The sequence below is a fragment of the Nocardia sp. IFM 10818 genome (genome assembly GCF_054655275.1).
In genome coordinates this window covers 3,380,554-3,395,634 of record NZ_BAAHJH010000001.1, presented here as the reverse complement: position 1 = coordinate 3,395,634, position 15,081 = coordinate 3,380,554, and the positions used below count along the sequence as shown (strand labels likewise).

Below are 15,081 nucleotides of genomic sequence, written 5' to 3'. Positions count from 1 at the left end.
AGTCAGTTCGCTGTTTCGCCCAGGTCGAGATCGTCCAGGCCGACCAGGTCGTGGCCCATGCGATCCCGCTTGGTGCGCAGGTAGTGCAGATTGTGCGAGTTGGCGCGCACCGGCATCTGCACGCGCTCGGTGATGGACAGGCCGTAACCCTCGATACCCGCGCGCTTGGTCGGATTGTTGGTCAGCAGCCGCATGGACGAGATGCCGAGATCGGCGAGGATCTGCGCGCCGGTGCCGTAATCGCGGGCATCGGCGGGCTGGCCGATGGCGAGATTGGCGTCGTAGGTGTCGAGCTGCTGCTCGTCCTGCACCTGGTAGGCCTGCAACTTGTGTAGCAGCCCGATGCCACGGCCCTCGTGCCCGCGCATGTAGAGCACCACGCCGCGGCCCTCGTCGGCCACCATCTGCAGGGCGGCGTTCAGCTGCGGGCCGCAGTCACAGCGCAGCGAGCCGAAGACGTCACCGGTGAGGCATTCGGAGTGCACCCGGACCAGGACTTCCTCGCCCTTGCCATTGGCGCCCGCGATATCCCCCATGACCAGGGCGACGTGCTCGGTGTCGTCGTATTCGCTCTTGTAGCCGATGGCCTTGAAGTCACCGAACTCGGTGGGGATGCGGGCCTCGGCGACGCGCTCGACATGCTTCTCGTGCTTGCGCCGCCAGGCGATCATGTCGGCAATGGAGATGAGCGCCAGATCGTGCTCGTCGGCGAAGACGCGCAGCTCCTCGGTGCGCGCCATATCGCCCTCGTTCTTCTGCGAGACGATCTCGCAGATGACGCCGGCGGGGCTGAGCCCGGCCATGCGCGCCAGATCCACGGCGGCCTCGGTGTGGCCGGGGCGGCGCAGCACGCCACCGTCCTTGGCGCGCAACGGAACCACGTGCCCCGGGCGGGTCAGATCATCGGACTTGGCGTTCGGGTCGGCCAGCACGCGCATGGTGGTGGCGCGGTCGGCGGCCGAGATGCCGGTGCTGATGCCCTCGCGGGCGTCCACCGACACGGTGTAGGCGGTGCCGTGCTTGTCCTGGTTGACCGCGTACATGGGCGGCAGGCCCAGCCGATCACAGTCGGCGCCGGTGAGCGGCACACAGATATAACCGGAGGTGTATCGGATCATGAAGGCCACGAGCTCGGGGGTCGCCTTCTCCGCCGCGAAGATGAGGTCGCCCTCGTTCTCCCGGCCCTCGTCGTCGACGACGACGACCGCCTTACCGGCGGCGATGTCGGCGACTGCGCGCTCGATGGTGTCGAACCTGGTCACGTCTGCTGTGCTCCATCTCGATTAGGTGCCTACCTACAGTAAGGCAGGTCCGGTGTCCGATTTGCGCCGCCTCCGGGCGCGCCGCCTACTCGCCGCGTTGCTGGAGCCGTTCGACGTACTTGGCGATCACATCGACCTCGAGATTCACGGTGGCGCCCACCGGAGCCGAGCCGAGGGTGGTGAGAGCGCGGGTGGTGGGAATCAGCGAGACCTCGAACCAGTCCCGGGCGCCGTCCGCGGCCGGCGCGTCGGCGAGGCCGAGACCGGAGACGGTGAGCGAGATGCCGTCGACGGTGATGGAGCCCTTCTCCACGACATAGCGGGCGATGCTGTCCGGCAGCGAGATTCGCACGACCTCCCAGTTCTCCGAGGGGGTGCGGGAGAGCACGGTGCCGGTGCCGTCCACATGGCCCTGCACGATGTGGCCGCCGAGCCGGGAGTTGACCGCGGCGGCGCGTTCCAGGTTCACCCGGGAGCCGACGTCCAGGCCGCCGATGCTGGAGCGCTTCAGGGTCTCGGCCATGACGTCCACGGTGAAGGTGTCACCGTCGACCTTCTCATCGACCACGGTCAGGCAGACGCCGTTGACGGCGATCGAATCACCGTGCCCGGCATCGGAGGTGACCAGGGGGCCGCGAATGGTGAGCCGGGCCGCATCGGCCAGCTGCTCGGTGGCGACGATCTCGCCCAGCTCCTCCACGATGCCTGTGAACATGCCCTGCCTCTCCCTCCGGCCCGCCTGCCGGGCCCGCCGCTTGCGCCAACAGCCCGGACCACCGGCGGTATTCCCGCGGTGAGCGGCTGCTGCCACCAGCCTAACGACGCGCGGTCGTAGGCGACATACGGCCTCGTTCGCCGGAGCGTTCGGTACCGGAAGACAGCGGAAGGCGGCGTTTACCCAATTCGCGACTCGCTTACACCAAAATCTTGCGCATCAGCAGAAATGGTCGCAAGATTGTTATGCAGCTGATTCCTACAGTTCAACTTCTCCGCGAGCAGTTCAGCGCAGAACGGTCACCGGCGTCCCGGGCCGTCATCGGGCCGGGGTACGCGTCGCAGCAAGTCGCACCTAGGGAAGGTTGGACCCCGCGTGGGTCGGATCCGGTTGGAAGACAACATCATTGGGAGTGCAGCGTGACCACGCTTCTCGATTCGACACTGGAAGTTCGCTGTGTGCAGTATCGGCGCGAATTTCATCTGCCGGCATCGATCGATCCGACGTCACGGCACATCCTGCTGGAGATAGGCACTCGGTACGGGGCCATCACCATGCCCGCCGAACTCGGCGAGCGGGTACAGCAGCGGCTGGCGCAAGCCGACCTGGCCGGGCCCGTCGTCCATCATCCGCGGGCGCGGCGCTGGACCTTCATTACCGGTCCCGCACGCCCGGACCTACTGAGCACCGCGGTCTCGGCCGCGCTGTTCCGGCTCTACGCCACCGTCGCGTGCTCGGGCGCACAGGTCGTGCTCCCGTCCGCCGATGACGAGCGGACGGGATATCGCACCTGGATCCAGTCGCCGGATTCGGTGACGGCCGTGCCGCCGCTGGAAACCGTGGTCGAGGCCATCCTCGGTCGCTAGTTCCTCCGTCATTCCGGCGTGTTCCGGGCTGGAATCCACACGGGCGAGAGAGATCCCGGCCAAGAGCACGCCGGGATGACGGGGTCGGCGAGGACGGGGTCGGCGAGGACGGGGTGGGCTGAGCCTGTTCCGGGGTGGGCGGAGCCTATTCGGCGGCCTGTGCGGCCTCCACAGCGATGACCTTCTGCCGCAACGCTTCCACGGTCGCGGCGGGATCGGCGGTGCCGTACACGGCCGAACCGGCGACGAAGCAGTCGATACCGGCCTCGGCGGCCTGCTCGATGGTGTTCATATTGATGCCGCCGTCGATCTCCACCACCAGGCGCAGCTCACCGGCGTCGACCAGGCGGCGCACGGTGCGGGCCTTGTCGAGCACGTGCGGGATGAACGACTGCCCGCCGAAACCGGGTTCGACGCTCATCACCAGCAGGGTGTCGAACTCGCGCAGGATTTCCAGGTACGGCTCGATGGGGGTGTTGGGTTTGACCGAAAGGCCCGCCTTCGCACCGGCGGCGCGGATATCGCGGGCCACGCTCAGCGGATCATCGGTCGCCTCCGCGTGGAAGGTGACGTTGTAGGCGCCCGCCTCCGCATAGCCCGGCGCCCACCGCTTCGGATCCTCGATCATGAGGTGGCAGTCGAGCGGAATATCGGTGGCCTTCAGCAGCGACTCCACCACCGGCAGGCCGAGGGTGAGGTTGGGCACGAAGTGGTTGTCCATGACATCGACATGCACCCAGTCGGCCCCCTCGATGGCCTTCACTTCATCGCCGAGACGCGCGAAGTCGGCGGACAGGATGGACGGGGCGATCATCGGCGCGGGCCGCGCGAAAGGGGAGGAAGAGGTGCACACAGGCGGCAGTCTAACGGCATCGTATCGCGACGCGGAGACACCCCGATAGCGACCATTGCGCTGATTGCCGCGCGCCGGAATGGGTAGCCTATTGCAGGTGATCAACATTTCGGCGGAACAAGGCCTGCGTGCCACACCGGTCGAGATCGGTGTCGCCGCATCCGTCTCCCAGTTGCCCATCGTGCGCGGACTCGCCGAAACCCTGGTGCTGCTCAGCGATTTCACACTCGATGAAGTGGCCGATATCCGGCTCGCCGTGGACGAGGCCGCCTCCACCCTGATCGCGCTCGCCGCGCCCGGCACCACACTGCAGTGCGTGTTCACCGTCGGCGAGCAGGATTTGGTGGTGCGGGTCAGCGGGACCGCCGCCGCGGAGGGCCTGCCGGATCAGCGCAGCTTCGGCTGGCATGTGCTGCGGACGCTCTCCGATGAGGTCACCGCGACCCAGGGCGATTTCGATCCGGCGATCTCCGGCTACCCGACGAGTGTGGAATTCCGGCGGGGCCGGGGGAAGGCGTAGTGACCGACGAGGACATCGTGATCCCATCCCCCGAAGCAGCACAGCCCGATCCCGCCGAGGAACCGGATCTCGAGCCCGCGCAGGCCGAGGACGCCGGCGATACCGGGAACGGCGCCGAGAACGGCGAGGCCGATGCCGATGCCGACGAGGCCATCGACGCGGACGAGGCCGAAGAGGTCGCGCGCAGCGTCTCCGGATACGACGATGTGGCAGCGCTGTTCGAGCAGCTGGCCGCCGCGGACCCGGCCTCGCCGCGCCGCACGGCCTTACGCGCGGAACTGATCAATCGCTGTATTCCGCTGGCGGACCACATCGCTCGCAAGTTCAGCGGGCGCGGCGAACCGTTCGACGACCTCACCCAGGTGGCGCGCGTCGGCCTGGTGCACGCCGTCGACCGCTTCGACGTCGGCCGCGGCTCCAACTTCCTGTCCTTCGCGGTGCCCACCATCATGGGCGAGGTCCGGCGCTACTTCCGCGACAACACCTGGGCCATGCGAGTCCCGCGCCGCGTCAAGGAAACCCACCTGCGCATCGGCGCCGCCATCGACGCCCTGTCGCAGCAGCTGGGCCGCTCCCCCACCGCCAAGGAGATCGCCGCCGAACTCGGCATCGATCCCGACGAGGTCACCCAGGCCGTCATTGCCGGAAACGCCTACCAGCCCAGCTCCATCGACGCGGTCTCCGTCGGCCGCGACACCGAGGCGTCCCTGCTGGACACCCTCGGCGAGGAGGAATCCCAGTTCGACCGCGTCGAGGAATACGTCGCCATCCGCCCCCTGCTGGCCGGCCTCCCCGAACGCGAACGCCGCATCCTCACCATGCGCTTCTTCGAATCGATGACCCAGACCCAGATCGCGCAGCAGATGGGCATCTCCCAGATGCATGTCTCCCGAATCCTGTCGAAAACCCTTGCGCGCCTGCGGGAGCAATCAGCCCGCGAGTGACCCCGGTCTCAGCGCAGCATCCGGCAGGCCCGCCACGCGGGCGCCGACAGGTGATCCTTGCACCGCTCGAACAACTGGTACAGCGCCGCACCATGCGCCGCAGCCAGTTCGGCATTGTGGGTCATGACATCGAGCTCGTTCGCAACGGTGAGCTCCAAGAACTCCCGCAGCTCCGGCTCGGCGAGTTCATGGTCGCGACCGGTGAACCGATCCCGGAACACCACCGGCGTGGCATCGATCCGCGGATAGACCGCCGCGCGATCACAACTGCCATACAGATACACCAGCGCTTCGGCCTTCTCCCCGATCAGCGCTCGCAACGTCGCGCGATCCCGAAGATCCAGTAGCGATCGGTCGAACCCATCGGTGCCGTACGCGGCATGACACACCCCGGCATATTGCAGATCGCTACCACCGCCCCAGGACCCCAGCAGTCCGGCAACACGATGGAGATGCTCCATCAGCGTGCCGCCAGGATGCGGAATCCGATCCGCCTCATGTTCCCGCAAGAACCGGGTAATCGCTTCGGGCACAGCCGACACACTGCTATTCACGCGCGGGTCCTCTCCAAGAGTGTGGGTCGGCACCCGTACCGGGTTGCCGCCTGTCGTAGGCCCGAACCCATCATCGGCGAGACCTGAACCACAGGTCAACCCTCGAATCACCTTGCCAATCCCCAAGACCCGACCCGCCCGCCGCCCCAGCCGCTCGGCGACAGCCCATCCAGCCTGGACACATGATCACCGGGAACTGGTGGCGGCATTTCCCGAGAAGCCCCCGCCACCAGTTCCCGGTCGGCGTCGTTTCGGTTCCGGAGGGCGACGAAGTGTCGATGCGACCACAACTGCTGGTGGCGCGGACCATACCGGCGACCACCGCCACCGCCTCCGGCAAGTGCCGACTGCCACCACCTCGAACGCGGCACGCCGTTGAGCCGAACCAGTTCCCCTGCGGCACTGAGCAACTCGCGCCGCAGAGTCTGCAGCTCGCATACATCCGGCCGGTGGCGGCGCCACCGGATACCGATGGCGGCGTCCGGTGGGCACCGCGCGACCGGTGCCCGGTGGGCGTCGTTCAGGTCGGGCGCCTACTCGGCTTTCAGCGGCTTCCGGAGAGCGGCGAGGAACATGGCGTCGGTGCCGTGGCGGTGGGGCCAGAGTTGGGCGCCGGGGCCGTCGCCGAGTTCGGGGACGCCGGGGAGGAGGTCGCGGGTGTCGAGTTGTTCGGCGCCGGTGCGACGGGCCATGTCGGCGACCACCGAGACCGTTTCCGGGAGGTGGGGTGAGCAGGTGGAGTAGACGACCACGCCGCCGGGGCGGAGCAGTTCCCATGCGGCGGTGAGGAGTTCGCGCTGCAGGGTGACCAGTTCGCGGACGTCGGAGGGCTGGCGGCGCCAGCGGGCCTCGGGGCGGCGGCGGAGAGCGCCCAGGCCGGTGCAGGGGGCGTCGACCAGGATGCGGTCGTAGCCGGGTTCGAGGCCGGTGTCGCGGCCGTCCACGACGTGGACGTCGACCGGCATATTGCGGGTGGCCTTGCGGACCAGGTCGGCGCGGTGTTCGGCCGGTTCGACCGCGTCCACGTGGAAGCCGTCGATCTCGGCGATGGAGGCCAGCAGTGCCGTCTTGCCGCCCGGGCCGGCGCACAGGTCCAGCCAGCGGCCGCCGTCCGCGCCCTCGAGGGGTGCGCGCGTAACCGCCAGCGCCACCAGTTGACTGCCCTCGTCCTGCACGGCGGCCATGCCGTCGCGCACCGGTTCCAGCTTCGCCGGATCACCGCCGTCGAGGTACACCGCGTACGGCGACCAGCGCCCTTCCTCGCCACCGGTGACGAGCGCGAGTTCCTCGGCGGTCATATCGCCGGGCCGCGCCACGAGGTGTACCGCGGGCCGCGCGTCGTCGGCGGCCAGCACCTCCCGCAACTCGCCCGCCCGCGCGCCCAGCGCATCCGCGAAGGCCTGTGCGATCCAGACCGGATGCGCGTACTCGAAAGCCAAATGCCCCAGCGGATCCCGAGGCGCGAGCTGCTCCACCCACTGCTCGACCGTCTTCTCCGCCACCCGCCGCAGCACGGCATTCACGAATCCGGCCCGCCCCTGCCCGAATTCGGCCCGCGCCAGCGCCACCGAGGTATCGACCGCCGCATGCGCCCCGATCCGAGTCCGCAACAACTGATACGTCCCCAACCGCAGCGCATCCAGCAGCGGCCCGTCGATCTCCTCGACCGACCGCCCGGCGCAAGCCTCGATCACCGCGTCCAACAGCCCCTGCGACCGCGCCGCACCATAGGTGAGCTCGGTGGCCAACGCCGCATCCCGCCCACTGATATGCCGCTCCCGCAACAACCCCGGCAGCACCAGATTCGCGTACGCATCCCGCTCCCGCACGGCCCGCAACACATCCCGCGCCACCACCCGCACGGGATCCGTCCCATGCCCGCCGTGCTCGGCGCGCTTGCCTCCACCGGAACCCGGACGACCAGCGCCGGACTTGCCGTCACGCCCCCGGCTCCCTTGTCCGCCACCGACAGCGCGACGCCGATCCGCCTGCGGCCCAGCCGATCCACGCTCCCCACCACGCCGACCGCCGTCACCGAAACCCTCGCCGTTCCCGCCCCTGCCCGACGCGCCGCCGGTGCCACGGTCCGCCGCCCTGTCGCCGCCATCGCGGCCCGAACCGGCGCGTCGACCGCCGCCATCCCGTGAGTTTCGCTCATCCGAACCGAAACCTGTACCACCGGAACGAGTTCCGCCGCGCAAGTCACGGTCGTAGCCGCCCGTGCGCCCACCGGCCGCACGACCCCCGCGCCGATCGTCTTGCTCTGCGTACCGTTCGCGGTCGCCGCTGCGGGTGTTGCCACCGGCGCGGCTTCCACCGCGACCCGCGCCTGCTGGACGTCCGCTGCGCGAGCCTCGCTCGTCGGCGTCGAAGCGGCTGCCACCGTCGCCGCGCTCATCGCCGAAGCGGGCTCCGCCACGGGCATGACCGCCGTCGCCGGCGGCCCGGCGACCGGCTGCGCCGGCACCGCGGCGTTGGTTGTCCTGTGCCGGAGAGTCTTTCCGCTCACCGGTGCGGTCGTCGGTGTTCTTGCGGGAGTTGGTGTTTCGGGGGTTGGGGTTGTCGGGCCGCATGGGGTCCTTCCGCGGGTTGTGGTCGCGGCGGGGGCGGCCGGGGGGCTGGTGGGTGGAGGTTGCCCGGGTGGGGCGGGTCATTCGACCACCGCGCCGGGTTGGAGGCGGGCGCCACGGGCCCAGTCGAGGGCGGGCATCATGCGTTTGCCTTGGGGCTGGACTTCCGTCAGGCGGACCGCGGTGGTGGCGGTGCCGATGTAGACGCCGGTTTTGCGGACTTCGATGGAGCGTTCGGGGAGGTTTTCCTCGATCAGTTCGACGGGGGCCAGTTTGAGGCGTTTGCCGTCTACTTCGGTCCAGGCGCCGGGGGCGGGGGTCACCGCGCGGATGCGGCGGGAGATGGCCAGGGCGGGCTGGTCCCAGCGGATGTGGCCGGCTTCCGGATCGACCTTGGGGGCGTAGGAGATGCCGTCGAGGGATTGCGGGACCGCTTGCAGGGCACCGGCTTCCACACCGTCGAGGGTGGATTCCAGGAGGTGGGCGCCGCTGTCGGCCAGGCGGGCGAGCAGGTCGCCGGCGGTGTCGGTGACACGGATCTTCTCGGTGATCGTGCCGTACACCGGGCCGGTGTCCAGGCCCTTCTCGATGCGGAAGGTGGAAGCGCCGGTGATCTCGTCACCGGCGAGGATGGCCGCCTGCACGGGGGCCGCGCCGCGCCAGGCGGGCAGCAGCGAGAAGTGCAGGTTGATCCAACCGTGCCGGGGGATGTCGAGGACCGCTTCGGGGAGCAGGGCGCCGTAGGCGACGACGGGACAGCAGTCGGGGGCCAATTCGGTGAGCTGCTCGATGAATTCGGGTTCCGAGGGACGGCGCGGGGTGAATACCGGAATGCCGTGCTCGTCGGCCAGGCGGCCGATGGGCGAACGGGTCACTTTGCGCCCGCGGCCGGCGACCGCGTCGGGCCGGGTGACGACGGCGACCACCTCGTGACGCTCGGACTCGAGCAGCCGCCGCAGCGACGGAACCGCCGGTTCGGGGGTTCCCGCGAAGACCACGCGCATCAGCGACTCCGTTCCCGCGTGGCGATGGACCGGCGGCCGCCGATCTCGGAGGCCGCCAGCGTGGTGATTCCCTGTGTGAACCAAGACGATTCGCGAATGACGCGCATCGCCGCCTTACGCGCGGCCGGTTCCAGCCGCTGCAGGAACAGCACGCCGTCGAGATGATCCGTCTCGTGCTGCACGCACCGCGCCAGCAGCCCGGTGGCCTCGAACTCCACCGGCTTGCCGTCCATGTCGACACCGCTGGCCTTGACCGTCAGCGCCCTGGTGACATCCTCGCGCACACCGGGAATCGACAGACAGCCCTCCGGCCCGGTCTGCGTCTCCTCCCCGACCACCTCGAACACCGGATTGATCAGATGCCCCTGCGCGTCCCCGGTGTCGTAGACGAAGACCCGTAGCCCGACCCCGATCTGCGGGGCCGCCATCCCCACGCCGCCGCTCTCGTACATGGTGTCGGTCAGGTCGGTCACCAGCTGGCGCACCTCCCGATCGAACGTCTCGACCTCCGCCGCGCGAGCGCGCAGGATCGGATCGCCGAACAGGCGGACAGGCTGGATGGTCACGGGCAGCTCCGGGTAGCTAACGAAGATACGGTCGTCTCATTTTACGGACGAGCCGAGGTCCGCCGATTCCGATTGCCCCGCTTCCAGCGTTTCGGCGATGCCGGTGCCCAGTGGCACGTACTCGCAGACCGGCCGGCGGGCATGCGCGGGATCGAGGGTATTGAGCACCACCTGCTGGACCAAGCGGTCGTAAACCATATGAAAATGCCCGGTCAGATTGATCGGGCACAGGTCCTGCAGCACCAGGTTGACGGCCCCGGGACCCCGCAGCGCGATATTGCCGAACGGCTGGATCATTTCATCCACCCGGCTGCCGATGGTGGTGTATCGCACACCGGGCACGGTGTCGCCGCCGGCATTGAGTGCGAGCATGAACGGTGATCCGGCCGCCTGCTGCACCGCCGCCACCGAGGACACCAGCTCGGCGATATCGAAGATGATCGGATGCTCCTCGGCGACGGGGACCAGCCCGTACAGCACGCCGCCGTAGCTGGGCGAGGCGATGCCCACCCACTGGCCGACCTTGGGCGCGCCGCCGAGTTTGTTGATCCAGTAGCGAGTCACGTTGGCGCCCTGGGAGAATCCGACCAGGTCCACCTGCGCGGCCCCGGTCGCGGCGAGCACCTGCTCGACGAAGACCCCGATCTGGGCGGAACTCGTCCAAATGTCCTGGGTGCCGTAGGTGTCGTCACCGGGCTTGCCCCCGTAGTTCACCGCGAAGACGCAGAATCCGGCCGCCACCAGCTGCGGCCCGATGACCGAGTAATCGGAGTACGCCGTCGAATCGGTCCCGTGCGCCAGGATCACCGGCCGGGGGTGGTCGACGCCGGGCCGGCAGCCGAAATCATTGACACCCATCGGGACGGCGTCGGGATGCTCCTCCAGGAAGCGTTTCGCACCGAGATGATCCGGCTGCGGCGGGCCGGGATAGCGGGGTATCGCCATTACCGAACCGGTGACGGGACCGGCCGCGGACACCCCCGACAACACGGACGCCGCGGCGGCCGCACCTATGGCGAAAGCGATCAACGCCTGTCGGGACCGTCCTCCATTCCACTGCACAGCAGCGAGCCTAGCCGTGAAAGCCTGCTTGAAATCGCAGGTGAGGATATGTTTCGTTGATCATTTTCGATGGCCGCGGTGCGGTCGGTCACCCTTAGGAATGCGAGGCGAGGACCACTTCCTTGATGCCCGTCCCGAACGCCACCGGCGCGCACGTCGGCTGCCGGGCGTGGGCGGGATCGAGGGTATTGAGCACGAGCTGCTGCACGTAGGGGTCGTAGACCATGTGGAAGTGCCCGGTCAGATTGTCGGCGCACAGGTCCTGCAGCACCAGATTGGTGGCGCCCGCACCCTTGAGGGCGATGTTCTCGCGCGGCTGGATCATTTCGTCGACCCGGCTGCCGATGGTGGTGTACCGCACGCCGGGCACGGTATCGCCACCGGCATTGAGGGCGGTGATGAACGGCGATCCGGCGGCCTGCTGCACCGCGGCGGTAGAGCTGCCCAGGGCGACGAGGTCGTAGACGATCGGCACCGTGTCGGCGACCGTCACCAGGCCGTACATGACGCCGCCGTAGCTGGGTGAGGCGATGCCCACCCACTGGCCGACCTTGGACGCGCCGCCGAGTTGGTTGATCCAGTAGCGAGTCACGCTGGCGCCCTGGGAGAAACCGACCATGTCCACCTGCGCGGCGCCGGTCGCGGCCAGCACCTGATCGGTGAAAGCGCCGATCTGCGCGGAACTCTGGAACACATCCTCGGTGCCGTAGCTCTTGGCGCCCGCCTTGCCGCCGTAGTTCGGCGCGAAAACGCAGAAGCCGGCCTGCACGAGTTGTGCGCCGATGACGGAATAGTCGGAGTAGGCCGAGGAGTCGGTGCCGTGCGCCAGCACCACCGGGCGCGGATGCTCCGCGCTCGGCTTGCATCCGAAGTCGTTGACGCCCTGCGGCGCCGCGTTCGGGTACTGCTTCAGATACCGCGCGGCCGTCAGATGATCGGTCTGCTGCGGCCCCCACTGGGTGGGCACCACGACCGACCCGGCCGGATCAGCCGTGGCGATGCCCGATTCGATGGGCGCGGCCCCCGCGCCCATCATGACTCCCAGTACGACGACCCCCACCGATGTGATCCGGCGTCGCAGCGCCGGCCACCTCCCAATTCCCATGACCAAATGATGGCGCAGATGTGCCAGAAATCCCTATTCGGAGTTGGCAATTCGACGACATTACTTTTGGGGTGTGTCGTCTTCGGCAAGGATCCGGTAAAGCGACCGGCGCGCCTCGGTGAGCACCTCGGCCGCCTTCTCCGCCTGCGCCGCGGTGCCGACGGAAGCGACCTGGGCGACCGCGCCCATGAGCTGGCCGACCAGCCCGCGAAGATCCAGCGCCTGATCGCCGACGCCGTCCTTCACGTCCTGCCAGGGATCGCCCAGATCGGTGCGATGCTCCTCGACATAGGCCGTGCCGGCCTCGGTGAGCTTGGCGGTCTTGCGACCGGAGACCTTCTCGATGAGCACCAGACCCTCGTCCTCGAGCTGGGCCAGCGCGGGGTAGATGGAGCCGGGGCTGGGCCGCCAGACATCCTGGCTGCGCTCGCGGATCTGCTGGATGAGCTCGTAGCCGTGCATGGGCTTCTCCTGCAACAGCAGCAGGATCGCCGCGCGCACATCGCCGCGCCGGCCACGTCCGCCGCGTCCGCGGCCGCGACCGAAGTGCGGGCCGGGACCGAAACCGGGTCCGAAGCCGCCGGGACCGAAGTCCGGGCCGAAGCCGCGGCCGTGACCGTGGCGGTGCGGGCCGTGCTCGCGGCCGCCGCGCTCACCGCGCGGGCCGCGGCGGAATCGCGGATGTTCGGGGCCCTGCTGCTCTTCGGCGCGCAGTCGCCGCCAGGGGCCGCGGCCCCGTTCCTTGTTCATGTCCATGGGTTCCATGGTGTGCCTCCTCAGGCTTGTCGTTGTTCTTGACAATATCGACGATATATCGGCAATCTATCCAAGACAAGAGTGAGGCGAGACACAAACCGACTGGCCTGGCTTTTTAGCGGCAGCCGTCCAGCAGACCGCGCGAGCGCACGGCCTCGGCCAGGGCGGACGGGCGATCCACCGTGGGCAGCGGATCCACCAGGGCGAACTCACAGCCGAGAACCGTTGCGCCGCCGTCGGCTTCGAGACTGTCGCCCACCATGAGGGCGTTCTCGGGCGCGACGCCGAGGCGTTCCAGCGCGGAACGGAAGATGCGCTCATCGGGCTTCATGGCGCCCACCTCGAAGGAGAGGGCGAAATCGCCGATATATCGATCCCATCCGCGGTCAACGAGCGCCGGGCGGAGATCGAAGGCGATATTGCTGACGACGGCCACGGCCAGGCCGCTCTCGTACAGCGCGCGCAGCACCTGACCGGTATCCGGATACGGCGTCCACGCCATGGGATCGAGCAACCGCTCGTAGAGCTGTTTGGCGGGAACGTCGGGCACGCCGGAGCGCTCCAGCACTTGAAGGTAGGCGGTGCGATGCAGCGCCGGATCGAGATCCCGGTTCTCCCAAGCGTATTGGCCGGCCTCGTCGAATTCGACGAGTTGCCCGACCGGAGCCGTCATGCGCCGCATGATCTCGGTGATCTCGTGGGTGTCGAGCGGGCGGCCGTCGTTGTCGGTGAGCTCGACCTCCCGGAACTGCGCTTCCTCGAGTCGGAACAGGGTGCCGGAAAAGTCGAAAAGCACTGCCTCGATCGCCATGTCGCCACCCTACACAGCGCACCGCCGGCTATCCGGGCGATGCCCACACTCCTCAACTTGTCTGAGGAGTTTGCTAGGGTGTGGATATGACGGACTCACCGGTGCTCCAGGTCGATGCGGTCGATTTCGTGCGCGAGGGAAACCCCATCCTGCAAGAGGTTTCGCTCATCGTGCGCCCGGGTGAGCATTGGGCGCTGCTCGGGCCCAACGGTGCGGGCAAAACCACCTTGCTACGTATGCTCGGCGCATTCGAGCACCCCACGCGCGGTGCGGTCGCGGTGCTCGGGCACCGGCTCGGCACGGTGGACATGCGCGCGCTGCGCACCGCCATCGGTCATGTCGATCCGCGGCACACCCCGCCCACTCCCCTTTCGGTGCACCAGGTCGTGCTGACCGGGATCACGAATACCGCTGCGCTGGTGCCGCGTTGGGAGCCGGCGGCGGAGCAGCTCGCCGCGGCCGACCGCCTGATCGAGCTGCTCGGACTGTCGCATCGCCACGACGCCCCGTGGCCGATCCTGTCCCAGGGCGAACGCGGTCGCGCGCTCATCGCCCGCGCGCTCATGCCCAGTCCCCGCCTGCTGCTGCTCGACGAGCCCGCCACCGGTCTGGATCTGGCCGGGCGCGAGCAGCTCCTCGAACGCGTCGACCGCTTGCAGCGCGCTCACCCGGACCTGGCATCGGTCCTGGTCACGCACCATCTGGAGGAACTGCCGCCCGGCACCACGCACGCCCTGCTGCTGCGCGGCGGGCGCGTGGTCGCGGCCGGGCCGGTGGACGAGGTCGTCACCACCGAGCACATCAGCGCCTGCTTCGAGCACCCGGTCCGGATCGTGCGCGCCGACGGGCGCTGGAGTGTGCGCCCGGCGCAATCGGCTTACAGCTGAAGGGAATCGATCCACCGCTCCAAGCGGTGACCCTCGGCCTCCATCATGGCCGGATCCCGAAATGTGTTGGTGAGCAGCGAGATCCCCTGATACGCGGCGAGCAGTGCCACCGCCAGCTCCCGCGCGTCGTCGCGGCCCATGGCCCGGAACTGCGTCTCGATCCAGTCCAGCAGCCCGCGCATGACCTCGGCCAGTTCCTGATCGAGCCCATCGGCGCGCTTGTCCAGCTCGGTGGCGAGAGTGCCCGACGGACAACCGTATTCGGCCGCCAGCTCACGCTGCTCCACCCAGCCGCGCACCAGCCCTTTGAGCCGTTCGGCCGGGTCCTCGTCCCGCTCCAGAACCGCGATGACCTCGCGCATGGTCCGGTCGTGCGCACCGATGGCCGCCTGGATCAGCTGATCCTTGGTTTTGAAGTAGTAGTAGACATTGCCCACGGGCACCTCGGCGACGCGGGCGATATCGGCGATGGTCGTCTTCTCCACGCCCCGCTCGTAGAAGACCTGCGCCGCCGCCGCGGCCAGCCGCTCCCGCTTGCCGCCGCGCGGACTCCCCGCTCGAGTCACTGAGTTAGTCACCCAACTGACTATAGACAACCGCGCGGGG

The 15,081-nt window shown here is 68.6% G+C and carries 17 protein-coding genes; 5 read left to right on the top strand and 12 right to left on the bottom strand.

The window, feature by feature from the left end:
- Positions 1–2: 2 nt before the first annotated feature.
- Both ACYQ5L_RS15730 and ACYQ5L_RS15725 read right to left on the bottom strand, forming a co-directional pair.
- Complete coding sequence (locus ACYQ5L_RS15730) at positions 3–1,262, bottom strand: bifunctional 3,4-dihydroxy-2-butanone-4-phosphate synthase/GTP cyclohydrolase II (protein WP_459958196.1); 1,260 nt, start codon at positions 1,260–1,262, stop codon at positions 3–5.
- An 85-nt stretch (positions 1,263–1,347) separates the two neighbouring features.
- The gene (locus tag ACYQ5L_RS15725; RefSeq protein ID WP_459958195.1) at positions 1,348–1,977 is read right to left on the bottom strand and encodes a riboflavin synthase; all 630 of its coding nucleotides are present in this window, start codon (positions 1,975–1,977) and stop codon (positions 1,348–1,350) included.
- Between the two features lie 419 nt (positions 1,978–2,396).
- Here ACYQ5L_RS15725 and ACYQ5L_RS15720 point away from each other — a divergent pair, with 419 nt between their 5' ends.
- Positions 2,397–2,843: a hypothetical protein gene (locus ACYQ5L_RS15720; RefSeq protein WP_459958194.1), complete on the top strand. Its 447-nt coding sequence runs from the start codon at positions 2,397–2,399 to the stop codon at positions 2,841–2,843.
- 145 nt (positions 2,844–2,988) lie between these two features.
- Here the strand turns inward: ACYQ5L_RS15720 and rpe are convergent, their stop codons facing one another.
- Positions 2,989–3,657, bottom strand: a complete 669-nt coding sequence (gene rpe / locus ACYQ5L_RS15715) for a ribulose-phosphate 3-epimerase (protein WP_459963440.1) — start codon at positions 3,655–3,657, stop codon at positions 2,989–2,991.
- Positions 3,658–3,793: 136 nt separating this feature from the next.
- Between rpe and ACYQ5L_RS15710 the strand changes: the two genes are divergently transcribed.
- Together ACYQ5L_RS15710 and ACYQ5L_RS15705 are read left to right on the top strand one after the other, a co-directional pair.
- Complete coding sequence (locus ACYQ5L_RS15710) at positions 3,794–4,216, top strand: anti-sigma factor (protein WP_379193647.1); 423 nt, start codon at positions 3,794–3,796, stop codon at positions 4,214–4,216.
- A gap of 152 nt (positions 4,217–4,368) precedes the next feature.
- The gene (locus ACYQ5L_RS15705) at positions 4,369–5,160 is read left to right on the top strand and encodes a SigB/SigF/SigG family RNA polymerase sigma factor (RefSeq protein ID WP_459963439.1); all 792 of its coding nucleotides are present in this window, start codon (positions 4,369–4,371) and stop codon (positions 5,158–5,160) included.
- Positions 5,161–5,168: 8 nt separating this feature from the next.
- On the opposite strand, the gene ACYQ5L_RS15700 is transcribed toward ACYQ5L_RS15705, so the two are convergent.
- A complete protein-coding gene (locus ACYQ5L_RS15700; protein WP_459958193.1) occupies positions 5,169–5,840 on the bottom strand; it encodes a DUF6817 domain-containing protein in 672 nt (223 codons plus the stop codon).
- A gap of 407 nt (positions 5,841–6,247) precedes the next feature.
- The gene (locus ACYQ5L_RS15695; protein ID WP_459958192.1) at positions 6,248–7,576 is read right to left on the bottom strand and encodes an RsmB/NOP family class I SAM-dependent RNA methyltransferase; all 1,329 of its coding nucleotides are present in this window, start codon (positions 7,574–7,576) and stop codon (positions 6,248–6,250) included.
- Positions 7,577–7,588: 12 nt separating this feature from the next.
- Here ACYQ5L_RS15695 and ACYQ5L_RS15690 point away from each other — a divergent pair, with 12 nt between their 5' ends.
- Positions 7,589–7,861, top strand: coding sequence for a hypothetical protein (locus tag ACYQ5L_RS15690; protein WP_379193650.1), 273 nt, complete (start codon positions 7,589–7,591; stop codon positions 7,859–7,861).
- A gap of 503 nt (positions 7,862–8,364) precedes the next feature.
- On the opposite strand, the gene fmt is transcribed toward ACYQ5L_RS15690, so the two are convergent.
- The 6 genes from fmt to ACYQ5L_RS15660 all read right to left on the bottom strand — a co-directional run bounded on the left by fmt (position 8,365) and on the right by ACYQ5L_RS15660 (position 13,588).
- Positions 8,365–9,288 (bottom strand): methionyl-tRNA formyltransferase, encoded by a 924-nt coding sequence (fmt, locus tag ACYQ5L_RS15685; protein WP_459958190.1) that lies wholly within the window; start codon positions 9,286–9,288, stop codon positions 8,365–8,367.
- On the bottom strand, positions 9,288–9,854 hold the full coding sequence (gene def / locus ACYQ5L_RS15680) for a peptide deformylase (protein WP_459958188.1): 567 nt from the start codon (positions 9,852–9,854) through the stop codon (positions 9,288–9,290). The genes fmt and def overlap by 1 nt, the downstream gene beginning before the upstream one ends.
- Positions 9,855–9,890: 36 nt before the next feature.
- Positions 9,891–10,916 carry a lipase family alpha/beta hydrolase gene (locus tag ACYQ5L_RS15675; protein WP_459958186.1) on the bottom strand — a complete coding sequence of 342 codons (1,026 nt, stop codon included), beginning with the start codon at positions 10,914–10,916 and terminating at the stop codon, positions 9,891–9,893.
- A 94-nt stretch (positions 10,917–11,010) separates the two neighbouring features.
- Complete coding sequence (locus ACYQ5L_RS15670; protein ID WP_459958184.1) at positions 11,011–12,021, bottom strand: lipase family alpha/beta hydrolase; 1,011 nt, start codon at positions 12,019–12,021, stop codon at positions 11,011–11,013.
- Positions 12,022–12,081: 60 nt separating this feature from the next.
- The gene (locus tag ACYQ5L_RS15665; RefSeq protein ID WP_459963438.1) at positions 12,082–12,777 is read right to left on the bottom strand and encodes a PadR family transcriptional regulator; all 696 of its coding nucleotides are present in this window, start codon (positions 12,775–12,777) and stop codon (positions 12,082–12,084) included.
- A 115-nt stretch (positions 12,778–12,892) separates the two neighbouring features.
- A complete protein-coding gene (locus ACYQ5L_RS15660; protein WP_459958182.1) occupies positions 12,893–13,588 on the bottom strand; it encodes an HAD family hydrolase in 696 nt (231 codons plus the stop codon).
- Positions 13,589–13,674: 86 nt separating this feature from the next.
- On the opposite strand from ACYQ5L_RS15660, the gene ACYQ5L_RS15655 reads away from it, so the two are divergent.
- Entirely contained in the window at positions 13,675–14,475 is an 801-nt protein-coding gene (locus tag ACYQ5L_RS15655) for an ABC transporter ATP-binding protein (RefSeq protein ID WP_459958180.1), read from the top strand.
- Here ACYQ5L_RS15655 and ACYQ5L_RS15650 read toward each other — a convergent pair.
- Entirely contained in the window at positions 14,466–15,053 is a 588-nt protein-coding gene (locus ACYQ5L_RS15650; RefSeq protein ID WP_459958178.1) for a TetR/AcrR family transcriptional regulator, read from the bottom strand. The two genes, ACYQ5L_RS15655 and ACYQ5L_RS15650, sit on opposite strands and share 10 nt — an antisense overlap.
- Positions 15,054–15,081 lie beyond the last annotated feature (28 nt).